Annotated in this window: 16 protein-coding genes and 1 pseudogene; 14 read left to right on the top strand and 3 right to left on the bottom strand. The window is 60.0% G+C overall.

The features are described from left to right. Positions 1 to 45 precede the first annotated feature (45 nt). Positions 46 to 960, bottom strand: a complete 915-nt coding sequence (gene phnC / locus AB3X86_RS24625) for a phosphonate ABC transporter ATP-binding protein (protein ID WP_368598041.1) — start codon at positions 958 to 960, stop codon at positions 46 to 48. A 669-nt stretch (positions 961 to 1,629) separates the two neighbouring features. On the opposite strand from phnC, the gene AB3X86_RS24620 reads away from it, so the two are divergent. Genes AB3X86_RS24620 through AB3X86_RS24610 form a run of 3 tightly spaced genes read left to right on the top strand, consistent with a single transcriptional unit; the run spans position 1,630 to position 3,163 of the window. Further along, on the top strand, positions 1,630 to 2,094 hold the full coding sequence (locus tag AB3X86_RS24620; RefSeq protein ID WP_368598040.1) for a hypothetical protein: 465 nt from the start codon (positions 1,630 to 1,632) through the stop codon (positions 2,092 to 2,094). Between the two features lie 39 nt (positions 2,095 to 2,133). Continuing rightward, complete coding sequence (locus AB3X86_RS24615) at positions 2,134 to 2,694, top strand: lysozyme (RefSeq protein WP_368598039.1); 561 nt, start codon at positions 2,134 to 2,136, stop codon at positions 2,692 to 2,694. Positions 2,695 to 2,710: 16 nt separating this feature from the next. Continuing rightward, positions 2,711 to 3,163 (top strand): lysozyme inhibitor LprI family protein, encoded by a 453-nt coding sequence (locus AB3X86_RS24610; RefSeq protein ID WP_255208746.1) that lies wholly within the window; start codon positions 2,711 to 2,713, stop codon positions 3,161 to 3,163. Positions 3,164 to 3,413: 250 nt separating this feature from the next. On the opposite strand, the gene AB3X86_RS24605 is transcribed toward AB3X86_RS24610, so the two are convergent. After that, the gene (locus tag AB3X86_RS24605) at positions 3,414 to 3,632 is read right to left on the bottom strand and encodes a hypothetical protein (protein WP_368598038.1); all 219 of its coding nucleotides are present in this window, start codon (positions 3,630 to 3,632) and stop codon (positions 3,414 to 3,416) included. Positions 3,633 to 3,685: 53 nt separating this feature from the next. Between AB3X86_RS24605 and AB3X86_RS24600 the strand changes: the two genes are divergently transcribed. The 5 genes from AB3X86_RS24600 to AB3X86_RS24580 all read left to right on the top strand — a co-directional run bounded on the left by AB3X86_RS24600 (position 3,686) and on the right by AB3X86_RS24580 (position 12,383). Continuing rightward, positions 3,686 to 3,994, top strand: a complete 309-nt coding sequence (locus AB3X86_RS24600; RefSeq protein ID WP_368598037.1) for a hypothetical protein — start codon at positions 3,686 to 3,688, stop codon at positions 3,992 to 3,994. Positions 3,995 to 4,389: 395 nt separating this feature from the next. Next, complete coding sequence (locus AB3X86_RS24595; protein WP_368598036.1) at positions 4,390 to 5,427, top strand: M14 family zinc carboxypeptidase; 1,038 nt, start codon at positions 4,390 to 4,392, stop codon at positions 5,425 to 5,427. Next, positions 5,424 to 6,272, top strand: a complete 849-nt coding sequence (locus AB3X86_RS24590; RefSeq protein WP_368598035.1) for an alpha/beta fold hydrolase — start codon at positions 5,424 to 5,426, stop codon at positions 6,270 to 6,272. The genes AB3X86_RS24595 and AB3X86_RS24590 overlap by 4 nt, the downstream gene beginning before the upstream one ends. A gap of 198 nt (positions 6,273 to 6,470) precedes the next feature. After that, positions 6,471 to 11,309, top strand: coding sequence for an NAD-glutamate dehydrogenase (locus tag AB3X86_RS24585; RefSeq protein ID WP_368598034.1), 4,839 nt, complete (start codon positions 6,471 to 6,473; stop codon positions 11,307 to 11,309). A 168-nt stretch (positions 11,310 to 11,477) separates the two neighbouring features. After that, complete coding sequence (locus AB3X86_RS24580) at positions 11,478 to 12,383, top strand: cation diffusion facilitator family transporter (protein WP_368598033.1); 906 nt, start codon at positions 11,478 to 11,480, stop codon at positions 12,381 to 12,383. Positions 12,384 to 12,465: 82 nt separating this feature from the next. Here AB3X86_RS24580 and AB3X86_RS24575 read toward each other — a convergent pair whose 3' ends face one another. Next, positions 12,466 to 13,446 carry an aldo/keto reductase gene (locus tag AB3X86_RS24575; protein ID WP_368598032.1) on the bottom strand — a complete coding sequence of 327 codons (981 nt, stop codon included), beginning with the start codon at positions 13,444 to 13,446 and terminating at the stop codon, positions 12,466 to 12,468. A 341-nt stretch (positions 13,447 to 13,787) separates the two neighbouring features. On the opposite strand from AB3X86_RS24575, the gene AB3X86_RS24570 reads away from it, so the two are divergent. The 6 genes and pseudogenes from AB3X86_RS24570 (at position 13,788) to AB3X86_RS24545 (ending at position 19,742) form a co-directional block, all read left to right on the top strand. Continuing rightward, a complete protein-coding gene (locus AB3X86_RS24570; protein ID WP_368598031.1) occupies positions 13,788 to 13,973 on the top strand; it encodes an ESPR domain-containing protein in 186 nt (61 codons plus the stop codon). Beyond that, complete coding sequence (locus AB3X86_RS24565; protein WP_368598030.1) at positions 13,885 to 14,163, top strand: polymorphic toxin type 22 domain-containing protein; 279 nt, start codon at positions 13,885 to 13,887, stop codon at positions 14,161 to 14,163. The genes AB3X86_RS24570 and AB3X86_RS24565 overlap by 89 nt, the downstream gene beginning before the upstream one ends. A 543-nt stretch (positions 14,164 to 14,706) precedes the next feature. After that, a complete protein-coding gene (locus AB3X86_RS24560) occupies positions 14,707 to 15,483 on the top strand; it encodes a class I SAM-dependent methyltransferase (protein ID WP_368598029.1) in 777 nt (258 codons plus the stop codon). Further along, positions 15,480 to 16,428, top strand: a pseudogene (locus AB3X86_RS24555) (POTRA domain-containing protein). The gene AB3X86_RS24560 and the pseudogene AB3X86_RS24555 overlap by 4 nt, the downstream one beginning before the upstream one ends. A 58-nt stretch (positions 16,429 to 16,486) precedes the next feature. Next, positions 16,487 to 18,160, top strand: coding sequence for an O-antigen ligase family protein (locus tag AB3X86_RS24550; RefSeq protein WP_368598028.1), 1,674 nt, complete (start codon positions 16,487 to 16,489; stop codon positions 18,158 to 18,160). 745 nt (positions 18,161 to 18,905) lie between these two features. Continuing rightward, entirely contained in the window at positions 18,906 to 19,742 is an 837-nt protein-coding gene (locus AB3X86_RS24545) for a filamentous hemagglutinin N-terminal domain-containing protein (protein ID WP_368598027.1), read from the top strand. Positions 19,743 to 19,833 lie beyond the last annotated feature (91 nt).

Here is a 19,833-nt window from a genome sequence, read left to right as displayed (position 1 = left end):
GTTGAGTGATGGAGAGAAACAAGAGGGCGCGATGGCGTGCGCGATTCAGTTCGACGGCGCGGCGTTCAGCGCGAACGGGTAGCGCGCGGCGGCGGGGCCGGTGTCCGGCCGCGCGGGGGCGCCGGTGTCGGGGGCGTCGGGCGCGTCGTGAGTGTCGTCGGCGTCGTGTGTCGCGTCGTCGAACAGTTCGCGCGCATCGTCGCCGTAGAGTTTCTTTAGCAGCGCCGGCGTCAGCGCATTGGAAGGGCCGTCATAGACCACCTTGCCGCGACGCAGTGCGACCGTGCGCGGGCAGTACTGCATCGCGATGTCGACCTGGTGCAGCGACACCAGCACCGTGATCCGATGCTCGACGTTCAGCGCTTGCAGCATGTCCATCACGCGGCGCGACGACTCGGGATCGAGCGACGCGATCGGCTCGTCGGCGAGCACGATTTGCGCGCGCTGCACCAGCGCCCGCGCGAGGGCGGCCCGTTGCTGCTGACCGCCCGACAGGTTCGCGGCCCGCTCGCGCGCATGCTCGCCGATGCCGACCTCGTGCAGCGCGGCCAGCGACAACGCGCGCTCCGCCCGCGGGAAGCGGCCGGAGAGACGCCGCCACCACGGCAGGCGTGCGAGCGCGCCGATCAGCACGTTGGTTTCGACCGACAGCCGGTTCACCAGATTGAACTGCTGGAACACGAAGCCGATGTCGCGGCGAATGCTGCGCACTTCACGCACGATGCGGCCGTTCTGCTGGATCGGCCGGCCGAGAATCTCGATCTGCGACGGCTGCGCGTCCGACGCGGTAAAGCCCGCGATATGCCGCAGCAACGTCGATTTGCCCGAGCCCGACGCGCCGATCAGCGCGACCATTTCACCGGGCGCGACGCGCAGATCGATTTCGTCGAGCGCTTTACGGCCGTTGCCGAACGTTTTGCTCAAACGTTCGATTCGAATAGCTTCCCGGATCGCTTCCATCTGTATTCCCTCGATGCATCCGGACACTGCCGGCATGTGTGGGGCTCATTCTAGAAAGCGACTGTGACGGTTGAGTGAAGGCATCGCAACGTCTAGACGACTACATGTTTTCGGGTCGAATTATCCGCGGGGGTGATGTGTCGTCAGGATGGCAGAACGAAGTCAGCTTGAAGTCAATGATTTGAACGGACATACGGATGACATGATTTGCGTGCAGACGTGCGCACTCGCTCGTGTTGACTCTTGGCGAGGCAACATTGCGTCGTTTGTCGTCGTCCTTAATGCTCCCGATACGCGGGGCGCGCCGGCATGGCGACTCTCACCGGACGACACGGCGCGAGGCGTCAACGACAGAGTGGCCGTTACGAACCCTTCCTCAACGAAGCACTGACCGGGTTCAATGCATGACGATAAGGGCGACTCAATGTCGCCATTCTTTCATCCTACGCCAGCAGGAATATGCAATAGAAATCGAGATGCCGGACACAGTCGTAAATAGTTGTCAAAACGCCCTTATCCCGATTTAAGGCGGTTGACGGCTCGGCATCTTGGATGGTTTATTCGCGGGTGTGCTTCAACCTGAACCATAGCGCGTGGGACACTGGTGCCAGTGTTACGCATGGTCGAGGTCTGATGGTCTGAGATCGACAATTAACCTATGGATGTCCAATGTACGAAAGAATGCGCTCCGCAAAGGAGATCATTGAAGAAATGAAGGCTGGCTTTTCGGATATGTTCGAGGGATCAGATGGCCGGGAATGTCTTGGTTGTCGTATTACATTCAAGATATACAAAGGATTTACTGATATGCCTCACGCAATGACGACGAACAAGAAAACCGGAGAGTGGATTTCAATTAATGCGATCAGGGCTCTCCCAACCGGTTACGACATGACGCGGGCTTTAGGGCAAGACGACGAATGCCGCTGTCGCAATCGATCTGCGGGCCCGTTCGATGAACAGTTCACGCTTCGCGATGTCAACGGATTGCCACTCGCCGACACGGATTACACGATCGAGTGGCGAGGTTTCCTAACGCGCGGTGTCACTGATTCCATGGGACGTACGCAGCGGCACAAGACGAATGGCGCGCAAGCGTTGCGTATCTATCTTGGACACCGGGAGTCTGTCTAACAATTCTCACGCGAAAATAACTCATACAACGGAGCAAATGTGACTGACCCGCTACACGAATGCATAACCAATACTGATCCAAATTCAAATGTCACTGTATATTCTTCGCGCTTGTGTAAGCCGTGGAAATTTTCCGCGCAGGGAACCGAGTTTCTTAAAGGTTGGGAACAGTTCAGCGCGACCATGTACGACAAGGACGGCAGTAAAACCGGGAATGCAACAGTTGGATATGGGCACCTTGTTCATTTGGGAAAAATATCCGGCGCCGCATCGGAAAAGCCATTTCAGAACGGAATAAGCGAAGCACAGGCCGAGACGCTACTTAAGGAGGACGTCAAGTGGGCGGAGAATACGATCAATAGAAAAGTTCGGCTTCCACTGTTTCAATTTGAATACGATGCACTTGTGTGCTTTATGTACAACCTTCAGCATCATGGCGACAGTCTGCTCGATTTCGTTAATACTGGTGATTACAACAAAGTGGGTGATAGGATGAGGCAGTACGCGACGGTTAAGGGTCAACCACTTAGAGGGTTACTGCGGCGTCGGCACCGTGAGGCGGAAATGTTTGAGGCAGGGGTCTATGATTCATCGCACTAGCCTAATAGTCGCGTTCATGATCGCTCCGATCATTGCACCCGCTAAGACCGTGTATTCTGGGAAATTCGATTATCACTATTTCAAGTCACCGGATCAGTATTTTTCAGGTCATAGCGCCACCGATGTGGCGCATATGTGTGACACTGGGGAGCATGCAACCAATGACGACTTGGCGCAGTGCTCGCACCGCAAGTTCGATCATGCGGCCCGTGCACTCGATAAAATCCTGCGATCGGCCAAAATCAAGATTGGAGGCAATGACAGGTCACTTAAAGCAGAAGGCGAACCCTTAGCTCTACCTTACTTTTTGAAGTCACAAGACTCTTGGGCACAGTACCGCGATAACGAGTGCTACACCGAAACCTACATGATGGGCGCGGCTGCCGAGCGCTATATTTACTTTTGGGAGTGTATGGCAAATATCACTCAAGATAGAGTCAAGGAATTGCAGGAAGTATTAAAGGACTAAACATTGCTGCTACGTGTTGAACCCCGCTTCAGCCGGGTTTTTCCTGCGAAAGGCCCGGCAGAGCGGGCCTTTCGCGGTTACGCATGCATCCACCGATTGACGCCGTGCGGTGCTCCCCCACGATGCCACTTGTGCCGTTCCGTCGCGATCTTCTCCAGCAACTGCAACACCTCTTCGCGCTTACCGGCTTGATCCGCCTGTTCCATAAAAGTTATCAAGTAGGGAACTACCCCCCGCTTCGGCGGGGCTTTCAGTCGCCGATGAACTCGATGCCGGTCAGCACGAAGCCGTTCGGCCTCATCCAGCTTAGTTCAACATCGTGCAAGGGCGGCAGGGGTTGTGCGTCTGCCGCGCCGGATGGCTGGAATCTCGCGAGCTTGCTGGTCCGCTTGTACTGCGCGGACTGTTCGTGATTGATGGCGAGGTCACCAGTAACCGGCGCGGCTGCCTTGCTGCAAAGATCACGCAATCAATAAAGCGTAAGAGAAATCGTACTGAAAGAGATTGTCGTGAATCGCCGTCATGAGCTCGGCCTGTCACAACGCGAACTCGCCCGACGCGCGAATCTTGCGAACGTCACCATCTGCGCTGGAACGCGGCGAGATGTGTGACCCGAAGATCAGTACGTTGCGCGCCATTGCCAGAGCACTGGACCTCGACGTCTTGCTGCTCGTCCTGGGGCGCGCAACAGCGCGCGAAACGGCATGGCCGCTGCGCACCAGCCGCAAAGCGATTGAATCCCTGTCAGAACCGCATCTTTCCATGCTCGACAACCTTGTCGCGACCTTCATTCGCGACTGCCACCGGTTAGCGGATCAGGACCTGCCTTAATTCCATCCTGCGATCAGCGATCTAGCGAGAACTCGGATGCTCCGCCGCTTCGACCCGGCTCGCACCGTCTAACCGTGTCTCTCGAGTGCCGACAAGCGCGCTGGAATGGTGCGCGATTGTTCAACGATTTTCGTTTCCCGACACGCTTGGTGTCGATGTCGAAGAATCCACAGCGTTCGCCATCTGCGTCTACCGTTTGCATCTGCCCATCTGTTTCTAAAAATCGCGGCACGACCCACCTATCCCCGACACCTGACCACTCATCGCCGCGGCGCCAGACTCGATCTTGCGCAACTGCCAATGCGCTGGGCGCTCCCGCCTACTGACACACAGCCAGGCTATAGTGCGTGTTTTCCGGCCGCCCTTAAAAATCCCGACACCCCGGTCACGCCGTCATGCCGACACCTTTGAGCTTCCTTCCGGACAGTTTTGCCGAATATGAAGATCTCAAGTCAATCCTCGACCAGGGCAGGGCGAGCTTCGAAATCCGCGCGATCTGCGAGACCGAGGTACGCAGCCGGCGCTTTTCCATCTACACCGCGAGCATCGGTTCATCCGATCCGCTCGCGCCGGCCATTGGCTTTTTTGGCGGCATTCACGGGCTCGAGCGAATCGGCTCGCAACTCGTGCTCGACTATATGCGCTCGCTGCTCGCGCGGCTCGAATGGGACGAACTGCTGGTGCGTGAATTGCAGTCCATCCGGTTGATCTTTTTGCCGATCGCGAATCCCGGCGGCATGTGGGCTGCGACCCGCGCCAATCCGCGCGGTGTCGACCTGATGCGCAACGCTCCGCAAGACGCCGACGCGCGTGTGCCCCTGCTTGCGGGCGGCCAGCGCGTCGGCGCGTGGCTACCGTGGTATCGCGGCCGCGCGGGCGAGCCGATGGAGGTCGAGGCGGCCGCGCTGCTGCACGTGGTCGAAACGCAACTCGCCGCGCGGCCGCTGAGCATCGCGCTCGATTGCCATTCCGGTTACGGCTGGAGCGACAGCATCTGGTTTCCGTACGCGCGGACCCGCCAGCAGATGCCGCATCTTCCCGAAATGTACATGCTGAAGAGCATGTTCGAACACGCGCATCCGCATCACGGCTACACGTTCGAGCCGCAAAGCCATCAGTATCTGCTGCACGGGGATCTGTGGGACTACGCGTACGACCGCACGCCGGTGCCGAACATCTTCCTGCCGATGACGCTCGAACTCGGCTCGTGGCTGTGGATCAAGAAGAACCCGCGCCAGCTGTTTTCGCGGCAGGGCATGTTCAATCCGGTCATGGAGCATCGCACCGCGCGCGTGCTGCGGCGCCACGCGAACCTGTTCGACTTCCTCGCGCGCGCGGCGTTTTCGTCGCGGCGCTGGCTGCCGCAAGGCAACCAGCGCGAGCAGTTGCTGCAAAGCGCGCTCGACCACTGGTACAGGCCGGATCGCGAATGAGCACATGGATCCTGCTGCGCGGACTGACGCGCGAAACGCGGCATTGGGGGCGCTTGCCGGCGGCGTTGCGCGAAACCCTGGGCCAGAGCCCGGACGCCGCCACCCCCAACGCAACGACCACGACCGGCCTCCATTTGCTGCTGCTCGATCTGCCCGGCAACGGTGAATACGTGCGGCGGCGCGCGCCCGCGAGCGTCACGGGCATCGTCGCCTTCGTGCGGCAGTCGGCGCGCGAAACGGGCGTGCCGGGTCCTTACAACGTGATCGCGATGTCGCTCGGCGGCATGGTCGCGACCGACTGGGCGCAGCGTCATCCCGGCGAAATAGAACGGCTCGTGCTGATCAATACGAGCATGCGGCCATTCAGCCGCATGCACGAGCGGCTGCGGCCGTCGGCCTGGCCGGGTCTGCTCGGCGTCGCCGCCCACTGGGGCGATGCGGCCGATGCCGAGAGCGGCATCCATCGCCTCACGTGCAACAACCTCGACACCTTGGGCGCGGATCTCGCCGCTTGGACCACGATCCGCCGCAGCGCACCGGTGAGCCGCGCGAATGCGCTGCGGCAATTGTGGGCGGCCGCCCGCTTTAGCGCGGCGCCCGCCGCGCCGGGGTGTGCACTGCTGATTTTGTCGTCGGCAGCCGATGGGCTCGTCAACCCGGTCTGTTCGGCGAAGCTCGCGGGGGCGTGGGGCGCGCCGCATCGCGAGCATCCATGGGCCGGCCATGATCTGCCGCACGACGATCCCGCGTGGACCGCCGCGCAGATTCGCGCATGGCTCACTCAGCGCGCCGAGGACAGCGATGCGGCGGCGCCGGGACCCGCACCGGCCAAGCCCGAACGTTGAGCCGCGCACGGCATTGCCGCGCCGCAGCGACGCGGCCCTTTCCAAGCCAACTGTGACAATTCTTCGACGACCCGTCAGCGGGTATTACCTGACTTCGCGAAACGGACGCATCGCACACTGCAGGCGCATAATTCCAAGTCAGACGTTGCCTGCGAATCACGCGATACTCACCATTGCCGCCAGCCAGGGGAGTCGATCATGCAAGCAAAGAACGAAGAAGCCGTCACGCACCTGCTGAACGATGTCGTCGAATTTGCGCGGGGGCGGTTGCCGGAACCGACCTTCAATATCGTCGAACCCTTCCTGCGGCATTATTACGATTTCGTCGACACAGGCGATCTGCAAAGCCGCTCAATCGCCGATCTGTACGGCGCGGCGCTCGCCCACTGGCAGACCGCGCAGCGCTTCGTGCCGGGCGAGCAGCGGCTGCGCGTATATAACCCGATCCTCGAACAGCATGGCTGGCATTCCGATCACACGGTGATCGAGATCGTCAACGACGACATGCCGTTCCTCGTCGATTCGGTCTCGATGACGGTCAACCGCCATCGGCTCGCGCTGCATTCGGTCGTGCATCCGGTGTTTCGGATCTGGCGCGCGGCGGACGGCAGCATCGCACGCGTGAGCCAGGGCGCCGAAGAAGCCGGCGATACGCGCTCGCATCTGACCTCGTGCATCCATTTCGAAGTCGATCGTTGTGGCGATGCCGCAAAACTCGACGCGTTGCGCGACGATATCGCCCGCGTGCTCGGCGACGTGCGGGCGGCGGTCGAGGACTGGCCGAAGATCATCGAACGCGCGAAGCAGACGATTCAAGATATGAAGGCGCGCGAGACTGGTCCCGAGGGTGTCGAAGCGCGCGCGTTCGTCGAATGGATGGTCGCCGATCATTTCACGTTCCTCGGCCAGCGCGATTACGAACTGGTGCAACTCGACGGCGGCTATGGTTTGCGGGCGGTGGCGGGCTCCGGTCTCGGCATTCTGCGCGATGCGCAGGGTGCGGGCGGCGCGCCGGAAGTTACGCCGTTGCCGCCGGCGGCTGCGGAGATCATCTCAGGCTCGTCGCCGATCTTCCTGACCAAGGCCAATTCGCGCGCGACGGTGCACCGGCCCGGCTATCTCGACTATGTCGGCATCAAGCTGAGCGGCGCCGATGGCAAAGTGACGGGCGAACGGCGCTTCATCGGCCTGTATACGTCGACCGCTTATTTCGTGTCGGCCGCGGAGATTCCGATCGTGCGGCGCAAATGCGCGAATATCGTCAGACGCGCCGCATTCCTGCCGAAAGGTCATCTGGCGAAATCGCTGGTCACGGTGCTCGAAACTTATCCGCGTGACGAACTGTTCCAGGCCGACGAAGACCAGCTGTACGACACCACCCTCGGCGTGCTGCGTTTGCAGGAGCATCAGCGCACGCGGCTGTTCGTGCGGCGAGATCGCTTCGATCGCTTCGTGTCGTGCCTCGTGTTCGTGTCGCGCGACAAGTACAACACCGATCTGCGGCAACGCATCGCGAACCTGCTCGCCGACGCATTCAATGGTGAGAACGTCGAATTTACGCCGCTGCTGTCGGAGTCGACGCTCGCGCGAATTCATTTCGTCGTCCATGCCAAAGCTGGGGTCATGCCGAGCGTCGATACCCGCGAGCTCGAAGCGCGCCTCGTGCAGGTCGCGCGACGCTGGCAGGACGATCTGGCCGACGCGTTGCTCGACGCGTACGGCGAAGAGCAGGGCAACCGTTTGCTGCAGCACTACACTGACTCGTTTCCGGCCGGCTATCGCGACGACTATCCGGCGCGCACGGCGGTGCGCGATATCGAACTGATCGAGCGCGTGCAAGGCAGCGAGCGGCTCGCAATGAACCTGTACCGGCCGATCGAATCGGGACCGCGGGCGTTCCGCTTCAAGGTGTATCGCGCGGGCATGCCGATCGCGCTGTCGCGCAGCTTGCCGATGCTCGAACATCTGGGCGTGCGCGTCGACGAAGAGCGGCCTTATCTGATCGAGGCGCCGGGCGCGATGCCCGCGTGGATCCACGACTTCGGCCTCGAACTTGCGGACGATGCGGAGTTCGACATCGAGCGGGTCAAGGATCTGTTCGAACAGGCGTTCGAGCAGGTTTGGACCGGCACGATCGAAAGCGACGACTTCAACCGCCTCGTGTTGCGCGCGCAGCTCAATGCGCGCGAGGTGACGATTCTGCGCGCGTACGCGAAGTACTTGCGCCAGGTCGGTTCGACGTTCAGCGATGCGTATATCGAACGCGCGGTGACCGGCAATCCGGCGATTGCGCGCATGCTCGTAGACCTGTTCGTCGCGCGCTTCGATCCGGCGCTCGGCGCGGTACGCGAAGCCCGCGTCAACGCCTGTCTGGAGTCGATCGACAGCGCGCTCGACCAGGTGCCGAATCTCGACGAAGACCGCATCCTGCGGCAGTTCCTCGGCGTCATCAAGGCGACCAAGCGCACCAACTACTACCGCCACGACGCTCAGGGGCAACCGAAGCCGTACCTGTCGTTCAAGTTCGATCCCGCGCAGGTGCCCGGCCTGCCCGAACCGAAGCCGATGTTCGAGATCTGGGTTTATTCGCCGCGTGTCGAGGGCGTGCATCTGCGAGGCGGGCGCGTCGCGCGCGGCGGCCTGCGCTGGTCGGATCGGCGCGAGGATTTCCGCACGGAAGTGCTTGGCCTGATGAAGGCGCAGATGGTGAAGAACGTCGTGATCGTGCCGGTCGGCTCGAAGGGCGGCTTCGTCGTCAAGAATCCGCCGCCGCAGAGCGAGCGCGATGCGTGGATGCGCGAAGGCGTCGCGTGCTATCAGACCTTCCTGCGCGGCTTGCTCGACGTAACCGACAATCTGGCGGCCACCGACGTCGTGCCACCGCCTGACGTGGTGCGCCACGATCCCGACGACCCGTATCTGGTCGTCGCCGCCGACAAGGGCACGGCCACGTTCTCCGACTACGCGAATGCAATCTCGCAGGAATACGGATTCTGGCTCGACGACGCGTTCGCGTCGGGCGGCTCGGTCGGCTATGACCACAAGAAAATGGGCATCACCGCGCGCGGCGCGTGGGAGTCGGTCAAGCGGCACTTCCGCGAAATGGGCGTCGACACGCAGAGCCAGGACTTCACGGTGGTCGGTGTCGGCGACATGTCGGGCGACGTGTTCGGCAACGGCATGCTGCTGTCTCCGCATATCAAGCTGCTCGCTGCGTTCGATCACCGCCATATCTTCCTCGATCCGAATCCCGATTCAGCCGCGAGCATGGCGGAGCGTGCGCGGCTCTTCATGCTCGACCGCTCCAGCTGGGCCGATTACGATCCGTCGTTGATCTCGGCGGGCGGCGGCGTGTTCCCTCGCAGCGCGAAGACGATTCCGTTGTCGCCGGCGGTGCAGGCGGCGCTCGGCACCAGCGCGGCGGCGCTCTCGCCGGCCGAGCTGATGCGGGTGATTCTGCAGGCGCCGGTCGATCTGCTTTATAACGGCGGCATCGGCACCTACGTGAAGGCGAGCCGCGAAACCAACCAGCAGGCGGGCGATCGCGCGAACGACGCGATCCGTGTGAACGGTGCCGACCTGCGCTGCAAGGTGGTGGCCGAGGGCGGCAATCTCGGCTTGACGCAACTCGGCCGCATCGAGTTCGCGCAGCACGGCGGCCGCATCAATACCGATGCGATCGACAATTCGGCCGGTGTCGATTGCTCGGATCACGAGGTCAACATCAAGATTCTGCTGGGTCTCGTCGTCGCCGATGGCGAGATGACGGAGAAGCAGCGCAATGCGCTGCTTGCAGAAATGACCGATGAAGTCGGTCTGCTCGTGCTGACGGACAACTACTACCAGACGCAGGCCTTGTCGATCGCGGGCCGCTTCGGCGTCGAGCTGCTCGATGCCGAAACGCGTTTGATGCGCTATCTGGAGAAGGCGGGGCGGCTCAATCGCGTGATCGAGTTTCTGCCTACCGACGAAGACGTCGCCGAGCGTGCGGCCGCGAAGCAGGGACTGACGACACCCGAGCGCGCGGTGCTGCTCGCGTACAGCAAGATGTGGCTCTACGACGCGCTGCTCGAATCGTCGATGCCGGAGGACCCGCTCGTCAGCGACATGCTGATCGAGTACTTTCCGAAGCCGCTGCGGGAGCGTTTCCGCGAGCCGATGCAGCGCCATCCGCTGCGCCGTGAAATCCTCGCGACGCATCTGACCAATGCGCTCGTGAATCGCGTCGGCTGCGAGTTCGTGCATCGGCTGATGGAGGAGACCGATGCGCAGCCCGGCGACATCGTGCGCGCGTGCATCATGGCGCGCGACGTGTTCGATCTCGATCAGATCTGGCGCAGCATCGACGCGCTCGACAACCGCGTCGCCGACGACGTGCAGGCGCGCATGTTCGCGGAGGTCGCGCGGCTCGTCGAACGTTCGGCGCTGTGGTTCCTGCGGCATCTGCAAACGGGCGCAGCCAACGGCGACGTGACCGGCCTGCTCGCACGCTGTCGCGATGCCGCGCAGCGTCTCGCGCCGCAATGGCCGGCGCTGTTGCCGGCCGCTGATCTCGAAGCGTTGTCGGAGCGGCAGCGCGCGTTCGTCGATGCGGGTGTCGACAGCGATCTCGCGGTGCGGATCGCGAGCGGCGAGGTGTCGGCCGCGCTGCTCGATATCGCCGAAGTCGCTTCGACGTGCGAGCGCAATCTCGAACAGGTCGCGGGCGTCTACTTCGCGCTCGGCACGCTGCTGAACTACAGCTGGATCAGCGAGCGCGCCGCTTCGTTGCCGGCGCCAACGCATTGGGACATGCTCGCGCGCGCATCGGCGCTCGCCGAACTCGCCCGCCTCAAGCGCGCGCTGACCACGAGCGCATTGGCTGGCGCGACCGATGCGTCGGCGCCCGATTCGCTGGTGCAAACGTGGCGCGAGAAACGCGCGGCGCAGCTCGAGCGTTATACGCGTCTGCTGACCGATTTGCGTGCGACGGGTGGCGCGAGTCTTTCGGTGCTGCTGGTGGTCGTGCGGGAGATGGCGGCGCTCGAGCGGGCGTGAGCTGCGAAGGTGGAAAGGGCACTTGGGGTGCTGGCGGCACGGCGACACGTCGGGTCTGATTCCTGCGGGCTGGTGTGTCGTTGTCGTCCATAATACCGAGTGCTTGCCGATCGCTTCGGTCGTGCATTACCCGACAATACCAAACCTTCACGGACGTCCGCCCGCAGGATGAAAGAAGAATCGCCGAAAGCCATTTTCTACGCGCTCGCCGCCAACCTCGGCATCGCCGTCTGCAAGTTCGCCGCGGCGTCGTTCACCGGCTCCGGCTCGATGTTCGCCGAAGCGATTCACTCCACCGCCGACTGCGGCAATCAACTGCTGCTGCTTTTCGGGCTGCGCGAAGCGCGCAAGCCGGTGAGTCCTTTGCATCCGATGGGCAGCGGCCGCGAAATCAACTTCTATTCGCTGCTGGTTGCGTTGCTGCTGTTCTTCGTCGGCGGCGCGTTTTCGGTGTATGAGGGCGTGCATCGGCTGATTGCGCGCGAGCCATTGCAGTATGCGTTCGTTGCGTTGGCGGTGCTCGGTGTGTCGGTGGTGCTCGAAGCGCTGTCGCTGTGGGGCGCGATCAAGGAGATTCGCAAGACGTATCCGGACAAGAACCTGTGGCAGTGGTTTCGCGAGACGCGCGAATCGGACCTGCTGGTCGTAGCCGGCGAAGATATCGCCGCGCTCTTCGGTCTCGCGATCGCCTTCGTCGCGGTGCTATTGACGATGATGACCGGCAACCCCGTGTATGACGCGCTCGGCTCGGTCGGAGTGGGTCTCTTGCTGATGACGATCGCGTGGCTCGTCGCGCGTGAAGTGAAGTCGATGATCGTCGGTGAATCGGCGAGCCCGGAGGTGCGCGGCGCCATCGACGCGCATCTGCGCGCGCGTCCCGAGATTCGCAGCATCATCAATATGATCACGCTGCAGTGGGGACGTCACGTGGTGGTGGCGGTGCAGGCGGAAATGATCGACTATGCGAGCGGTCGCGCGATGGTCGATGCGATCAATGTTATCGAGGCCGACTTGCAGGCCACGTTCCCTCAGGTGCGCTGGGTGTTCTTCGAACCGGATGTGCCGCGTAGTTAGCGAAGAGGAGGCGAAACGCCCCGCACTGAAATCGCGGGCCATTCCGCCTGAGCCAACTGGACTCCTGTACGCGCCAAAGCGCTTATTTGAACCCTGCCACCGCATGCGGCACATACAGTTCTTCGAGCCGGTGAATCTCTTCACCGCTGAGCCTCAACGACAGCGCCGCGACCGCATCGTCGAGATGATGCAGCTTGGTTGCACCGACGATCGGCGCGGTAATCGGCTTCTTCTGCAGCACCCACGCTAGTGCAACCTGCGCGCGCGGCACGCCGCGCTCTTTCGCGATCTCGCTGACCCGCTCGACGATACGCCGATCCGCTTCCTGCGTCTGCGCGTACAGCGTGCGGCCGAATTCATCGGTTTCCGAGCGCGCGCTCTCGGTGTCCCAGTCACGCGTCAAGCGTCCGCGTGCAAGCGGACTCCACGGAATCACGCCGATGCCTTCGCTCTCGCACAGCGGCAGCATTTCGCGCTCTTCCTCGCGATACAGCAGATTCACGTAGTTCTGCATCGTCACGAAGCGGGTCCAGCCATTGCGTTCGGCTACCTGCAGCGCCTTGGCAAACTGCCATGCGTACATCGACGACGCGCCGATATAGCGCGCCTTGCCGGCCTTCACGACGTCGTGCAGCGCTTCCATCGTTTCTTCGATCGGCGTGCCGTAGTCCCAGCGATGGATCTGATACAGATCGACATAGTCGGTACAGAGCCGCCGCAGGCTGTGATCGATTTCCGCCATGATCGCCTTGCGTGACAGCCCCGCGCCGTTCGGACCCGGATGCATGCGGCTATTGACCTTGGTAGCGAGCACGATCTCATCGCGTTTCGCAAAGTCCTTCAGCGCACGGCCGACGATTTCCTCGCTGGTGCCGTCCGAATAGACGTTGGCGGTATCGAAGAAGTTGATGCCGTGATCGAGTGCCTGCTTGATCAAAGGCCGCGCGGCTTCGTCGTCGAGCGTCCAGGTGTGCGTGCCGCGCGAGGGCACGCCATAACTCATGCAGCCGAGACAGAGACGCGATACATCGAGGCCGGTGCGGCCGAGTTTCACATAATCCATCGTGTTGCTCTCCTATGGTGAAGCGCACAAACCCGCTGCGAGGGAAGGACTTTCGATTATAGGGAAACGACGGCAAGCGCGTCGTCGCGAGCCGCGGTCGGTTTCGATCGCTTCAATGCAAATGGCGAGTGACGTGAACGACAGTTAAGAAAAGTCTGCAAAAGGCGTGGAATTGATGAGGTGTTGGACTTACTGAACAAGCGGTGAATAACTGCGATCGTTAAATATCGACAAATTCAGAATAATTAGGAATCGTCTCGTAGTCGCCATTTGCTCTCCTTGATAACCTTTTGATGCGGTTGCATTGCGCAGGGCTTCATCGGGCATCACAGGTATAAGCAATGAATAACCGTTGTTATCGGCTTGTTTTCAGCACGCTTCGAGGTATCCTCACTGCCGTTGCAGAAACTGCGATAGGTCACGGGAACTCCAGTCGCGGTGAAACCGGCTTATCGGTCGCGTTACAGTCTTTCACACTCTTACATTGGGCTGGATTTTGGAGCGTCAGGTGCTCGAGCTACGAATAACTTCATGAACGGGGATGGAAATCAGTTTGTGCGTTCAGTTCCGACCCCCGTGGGCCCCAATGCAGTTTTTGCCATCACTCATGCCTATGGCGGTCCCGCGGCGCTTGAGCTCGGCGTGGCAAATCCTGGCCCGATGTCAGTTCCAGTGACTCCTTGTAGTTACTCCGCTCGTATTCTTAACTCAAAGTGAGAGGTTATGACCGTTCCAGGTCCGACAGACGATGAATGGAAAAGATGATGCCCCGAGCAAAAGGGCTCTTACGAAACGTTTGTTGACGTCGTTTTCGTGCTTATCGCAATCGCAATTACTGTGAAAATTATCGTAGGGTGAAGATTAAGGCGTTCTCGGTAACAGCGTTTGATTTTCGCTAGGTGGAAATGAACAACAAGAAAAGGCTTTTGCCGGTACCGCTCGTGGTTCTCGTTCCTCTCGCAGTCCACGCGCAGACCCCACCCGACTTCGCAGCAGGGGCTCGCACGAACGCCGAACAGCAACAGCAGGTCGAGCAGCAGCGCGATGCAGGGGGCGAGTGGCAATTGGCGCTGCACCGGTTGTGCGGTCAACGGTACCAAACACCCTCCTTTGCCTTTTGGAGGCGCATGCGAGAACGCGTGATTTTTCATCGGTGGACAGTTTCGCGGGTTGTACCTCCATGCACAATCAACAATGAGTAGGCCACAAATGAGTAGACCGCGTTTCAGCCACGTGTCAGGGTACACGGCGTACAAGCGTATGATTCACGACGATATCGTGAAGCGCGCTGCGCCAGGCTCGAGCATTCTCGACCTACCAGCAGGAAACGGGCTTTTTGGGGAGCGCCTGCGCGTTCTCGGATACGACGTCACCTGTGCAGACCTGAACGAGGCGCACCCCGAGTTCGTGAAGGTCAACATGGAGGAACCCCTTCCCTTCCCGAGGGAAACATTTGATGTCACGGTATGCATGGAAGGCATCGAGCACGTGCTTCGGCAGCGGCAACTGCTTTCCGAGCTGGTACGTGTGACAAAAGCCGGCGGCCTGATCTATATCAGCACCCCAAATGTTTCGTGCCTGTGGTCCCGCATCGTTCTGTTGATGTGCGGGTACTTCTATCAATTCAAGCCCTCGGCGCAACTGATCGGCGATGAAAAATCGACTTTCGACAAGGGCCATATATCACCCATCGACGTTTACACCCTTGGCTATGTGATGGCAGCGCGCGGAGCGGGGCTAGTCTTTGCTACCGCGGACCGGGTCAAGAAGGCGGTCGTCGTGTGTCCGCTGGCGGTAGTTCTTTATCCGTTCGCGCGCTGGAGCGCCCAACACATCCACCAGCGACTGCACTTGCGCTTCTTCGAGCGCAAGGAGGCGCATCCGGCGTACTTCAACTTCAGGGTCTTTACCGGTCGATCCCTCATCGCCGCGTTTCGAAAAACGAGTTACGACTTGCCCGGACCGGCTATCCGGACGGCCGCAGCGCCATTGCGTTGCGGTAGCGTAGACGAGCCGATCTTGCGCACCTCCCAATGACCCTGCGCACAAATTCTCTGCTGTTCTTCGCATCCGTAGTGGCCTTTGACGCGGCAGCGCAGACGTCTATCCCCGCCGAACAGGCGACCGCGGGCCGGGCGAACGCCGAACAGCAACAACAAGTCCAGCAGCAGTACGACGCCGGGCAACGGGCGGCAACTGTCGGCGAACCGGTTGTGCGTTCGTCGGTACCTGCGAACGAAGGCTGGCCTGAACTGCCAGCCGAAACGCGCTGTTTCCGCATTGAGACGTTCGCGCTCGACGTGCCGGCCACGCCGCCGGAAGCCGTCCGCTCGCAGGGCGCATCCGCGCTGCCGCAGGACCGCTTCGCCTTCGCGCGCGAATGGCTCGATTACTACCAGGGCCAATGCGTCGGCCAGAAAGGTCTAGACGTGATCACGAAGGGGCTACAGGCAGAGATTCCGAGCCGTGGCTACATCACGACGCGCGTAATGCTGCCAACGCAGGACCTGTCCACCGGTACGATCAAGATCGCGCTCTTTCCCGGCGTCACGCGTCATTTGAAGTTCGCCGACCAGACGGCGCGTGGTACATGGAAAACGGCCTTCCCGGCGCTCGATGGCGATGTACTCCAGCTTCGTGATCTCGAACACGGACTGGAACAGATGAAGCGCGTGCGCAATCAGGATACGACCATGCAGATCGTCTTCGGCGACGTGCCGGGCGAAAGCGATGTAGTAATTGCCGTCAAACGCGGGACAGGTGCTCTACGCTGGCCTCGACTATGGCCATCTGTGGGGGCCATCGGCAACGTATCTCGCGGGTAAGCAACTCGCCGGCGCTGTCATCGGCGTGAAAGGTACTGTCCCGTCGCGCTTCGGTGCGTACAGCTATGACGTTTTCGCGGGTACGCCGGTCTATGCCCCGTCCGGCTTTCCCGCACCGAGCATCACGGTGGGCTTCCAACTGACTGAGCAATTCTGAAGTGGATCATCAGAGTACGAGCATGAATGATGACTTGGCTACGGAGCACACTACCGATATGTCCGAACTCGAAGAAAATGCCCTGCGCCACCCGCCCGGTTTTGAAGTGCTGAAAGACGTCGAGGGGCAATATACGCTATATGTAGATCCCTATCGGACGTACGTGCTGGCATTCGTGGTTCACCGCCCCTTTGGTACATGGACTAGCTATCAGAGATGGGTAGAACTACCCAGATCTCAAAAGATCCTGATCGAGCTGTTTCCGGCCGCATTACGGTATCTGGCTAAAAGCTTGATGCACGACGAAAAAGAAAACTCCCGATCAGCCCAGCCGTCAGACGGTTGTCGGCATTCACCCGGGATAGCCTCGAACAGGAATCGTGAAAGAGGTGGCTTCAGGCACTCTGACGTGAATTTCATGACTTCATTCTTTCCACGCCTGACGCTAGATCGGTGGACGCTCGCGCGCTTGTGCGCCGTCTGCATACTATTCGCGATCCCGATATCCACCGCCGCAGTGAATATCCTCGCACCGCTCATGGCGCTTCTGATGCTAACCTGTCGGCGGTTCTGGACGACCGTTGGGCAACTGCGTCGCAACCGGGTTGTGCTAACTGCATTACTATTGTTTCTTCTTCTAAGTATCAGCTTTACATGGGACGTTGCAGGATTTTCCGATTCGGTGTCCATGCTGTCGAAGTACCGGAAGATCTTATATTTCCCGTTTCTTTTTCTTCTGTTTGACAGCGTTGAATGGCGCCGATTAGCAGTACTCGCGCTATGCGCTTCGCTTACGCTAGTCCTGATGCTTTCATGTAGCAACTGGCTTGGATTGACACACGTTGGCCCGCTGTACGCGCCCGACCCAATTCGTGTCAGTTGGGTATTCAAGCATCACATTACTCAAGGGCTATTTAGTGCTTTCCTTGCGTACATGACACTCACTCTGGCGACAATGCCTTGGAATTCGAATCTCTCGAAAACTTTGAGTATTCCGATTTTCGCAAGGGTGATGAGCGGCACTATCGCGATGGTCGCTGTTATCAACCTGTTGGTGATGCAAGAAGGACGAACCGGGCCGGCAGTGCTTCCGCCGCTGCTGATGTTGTGGAGCTGGCAAGTCTTTTTGCGCGAGCAACGATCTGCTATTAGTAAGGCTATTCTGGTCCTCGCGATCGCACTAGCTGTGGGAGCACTGGGTATCACCTACGTCGTTCATAACAAGACATCACGTATGGCGAGCGTCGGTAGCGAAATACTCGAGTACGAAAAGCACGACGCATCGACGTCAGCTGGGTTGCGACTTGAATTCTACCGGCGTTCCATTTTACTGATTTCCAGGCGACCTGTTTTGGGATCTGGTGTGGGAAGTATTGGTCCCTTGTTTCAAGACCTGGCCGCCGGACGGCAAGGTGCGCAAGGAATAGTGTCGTCGAATCCTCATAACGAATATTTCATGATCTCCGTCCAGCTAGGATTGGTCGGCTTAGCCGTCTTTGTTTCGCTACTTTGGCAACTTTGGCTTGGGGGACTGCGAAAGGCAGGGTTCGAAGGTGCCTTTGCATGTGGCTATGTCCTGATGTTTGCGGTCGCTTGCCTGGCTAATTCACTTTTGCTCGATTTTCCAGAAGGCCACATGCTGGTTTTTCTCTGCGGAATCCTGCTTGCTCCCTCCAGGAGGGGCGGGACGGCGAGTTCATGTAGGTCAGTCAGTGGAACGGTCGCAGCCTGAACCTGTTGTTGTTCCCGATCCGGGTGAGAGTTTGCGGTGCTGTTACGATTCCGTAGGCGCAGGGCCAGCACCGGTCAAAACGTACGTCGTGGTGGTGAGGCAATGTAATCGCAAGTCCCTGATCAAAGAGATGCTGTTGCCGCCGCTGTCGACTGATCAGGTGTGGTCGTTGTCGCTGGAGAATCACCTAGCGTTCGCAACGGTTCGGGCCGGAAAGGGGGCGCAGCAGATTGTCAATCTATTGCGGCTCGTCTCGGCACGAACTGTGCGAACCCAGAGCGTTCGAAGAAAGTAGGCTGCGCGTCTGAGACACGATTTGGACGGTTGAGCGCGGCGCACTCACCCGCGTTCATCAATTGCTTCAGACGTACGAACCGCCCTGCCTGGTCAATATTGACCCGTCCCGGTTCGGGATGGTTGACAGGCTGGTCCGGATGTTCGCGCACGAGCCCTCCGCCTTTGCAAGGTTCGGGAGGACGGTCTCGCATGGAGGTTAGCTCAGTCGCTTTCGATCGCTTCAATGCTAATGGCGAGTGCCGTGAACGACAGTTAAGAAAAGTCTACAAAGGCGTGGATTTGATGAGGTGTTGGACTTACTGGAAAAGCGTTGGATAACTACGATCGTTAAATATCGACAAATTCAGAATAATTGCGAATTGTCTCGTAGTCTTCATTTGCTCTCCTTGATAACCTTTTGATGCCGTTGCATTGCGCAGGGCTTCATCGGGAATCACAGGTATAAGCAATGAATAATCGCTGTTATCGGCTTGTGTTCAGCAAGCTTCGAGGTATGCTCACTGCCGTTGCAGAGACTGCGATCGGACGCGCAAACTCCGGTCGCGGTGAAACCAGCTTATCGGTCGCGTTGCAGTCTTTCACACTCTTTGCAATGCGTGATGCGGCCTTTGCCGTGCTGGTGCTGTGCGGATTCGCGCCCGCGCTTTCGGACGCGCAGATTGTCCCATCGGGGACCCATGCGCCTGGCGTAATCAGCACGGCAAACGGCCTGCCGCAGGTTAATATCAATAAACCGTCCGGTGCGGGCGTTTCTATCAACACTTATTCACAGTTCGACGTCCAGAAGAATGGCGCGATTCTCAACAATTCGCCCGTTATAGCGGGTACACAATTGGCGGGGCAGATTAACGGCAATCCGAATTTCGGGCCGAACGACGCCGCGAAAATTATCGTCAATCAGGTCAATAGCAATAATCCGTCGCTGCTGCGCGGTTATGTCGAGGTCGCGGGCCAGAAAGCGGCGGCTGTCGTGATCGCCAATTCATCGGGGCTGGTCGTGGACGGCGGCGGTTTCATCAATACCTCGCGCGGCATCCTCACGACCGGCAATCCGCTGATCGACGGCAGTGGCAACCTCAGCGGGTTCAACGTTACGGGCGGCACGATCACGGTTCAGGGCACGGGTCTGAACGCCACGAATATCGATCAGGTGGACCTCATCGCACGCGCGGTGCGGGCGAATGCGGCGATTTACGCCAATACGCTGAACGTCGTCACGGGTGCGAACAGCGTCGATTACGCGAGCCTGCGTGTTGCCTCACGGGATGATGTTACTCCCGGGTAATTGTCACTCTCCGAATGTTTTGCGATGACGGTTGGCGCTGCGTAGCGGCGCCAACCGTCATCGCGTCGGCATCGCCGAGTATCCGCGTCAC

The sequence above is a fragment of the Paraburkholderia sp. BR14374 genome, assembly GCF_040948685.1.
Lineage (GTDB): Bacteria > Pseudomonadota > Gammaproteobacteria > Burkholderiales > Burkholderiaceae > Paraburkholderia > Paraburkholderia youngii.
Note: the sequence above shows the minus strand (reverse complement) of the source record. Positions and strands in the feature narration are given on the sequence as shown.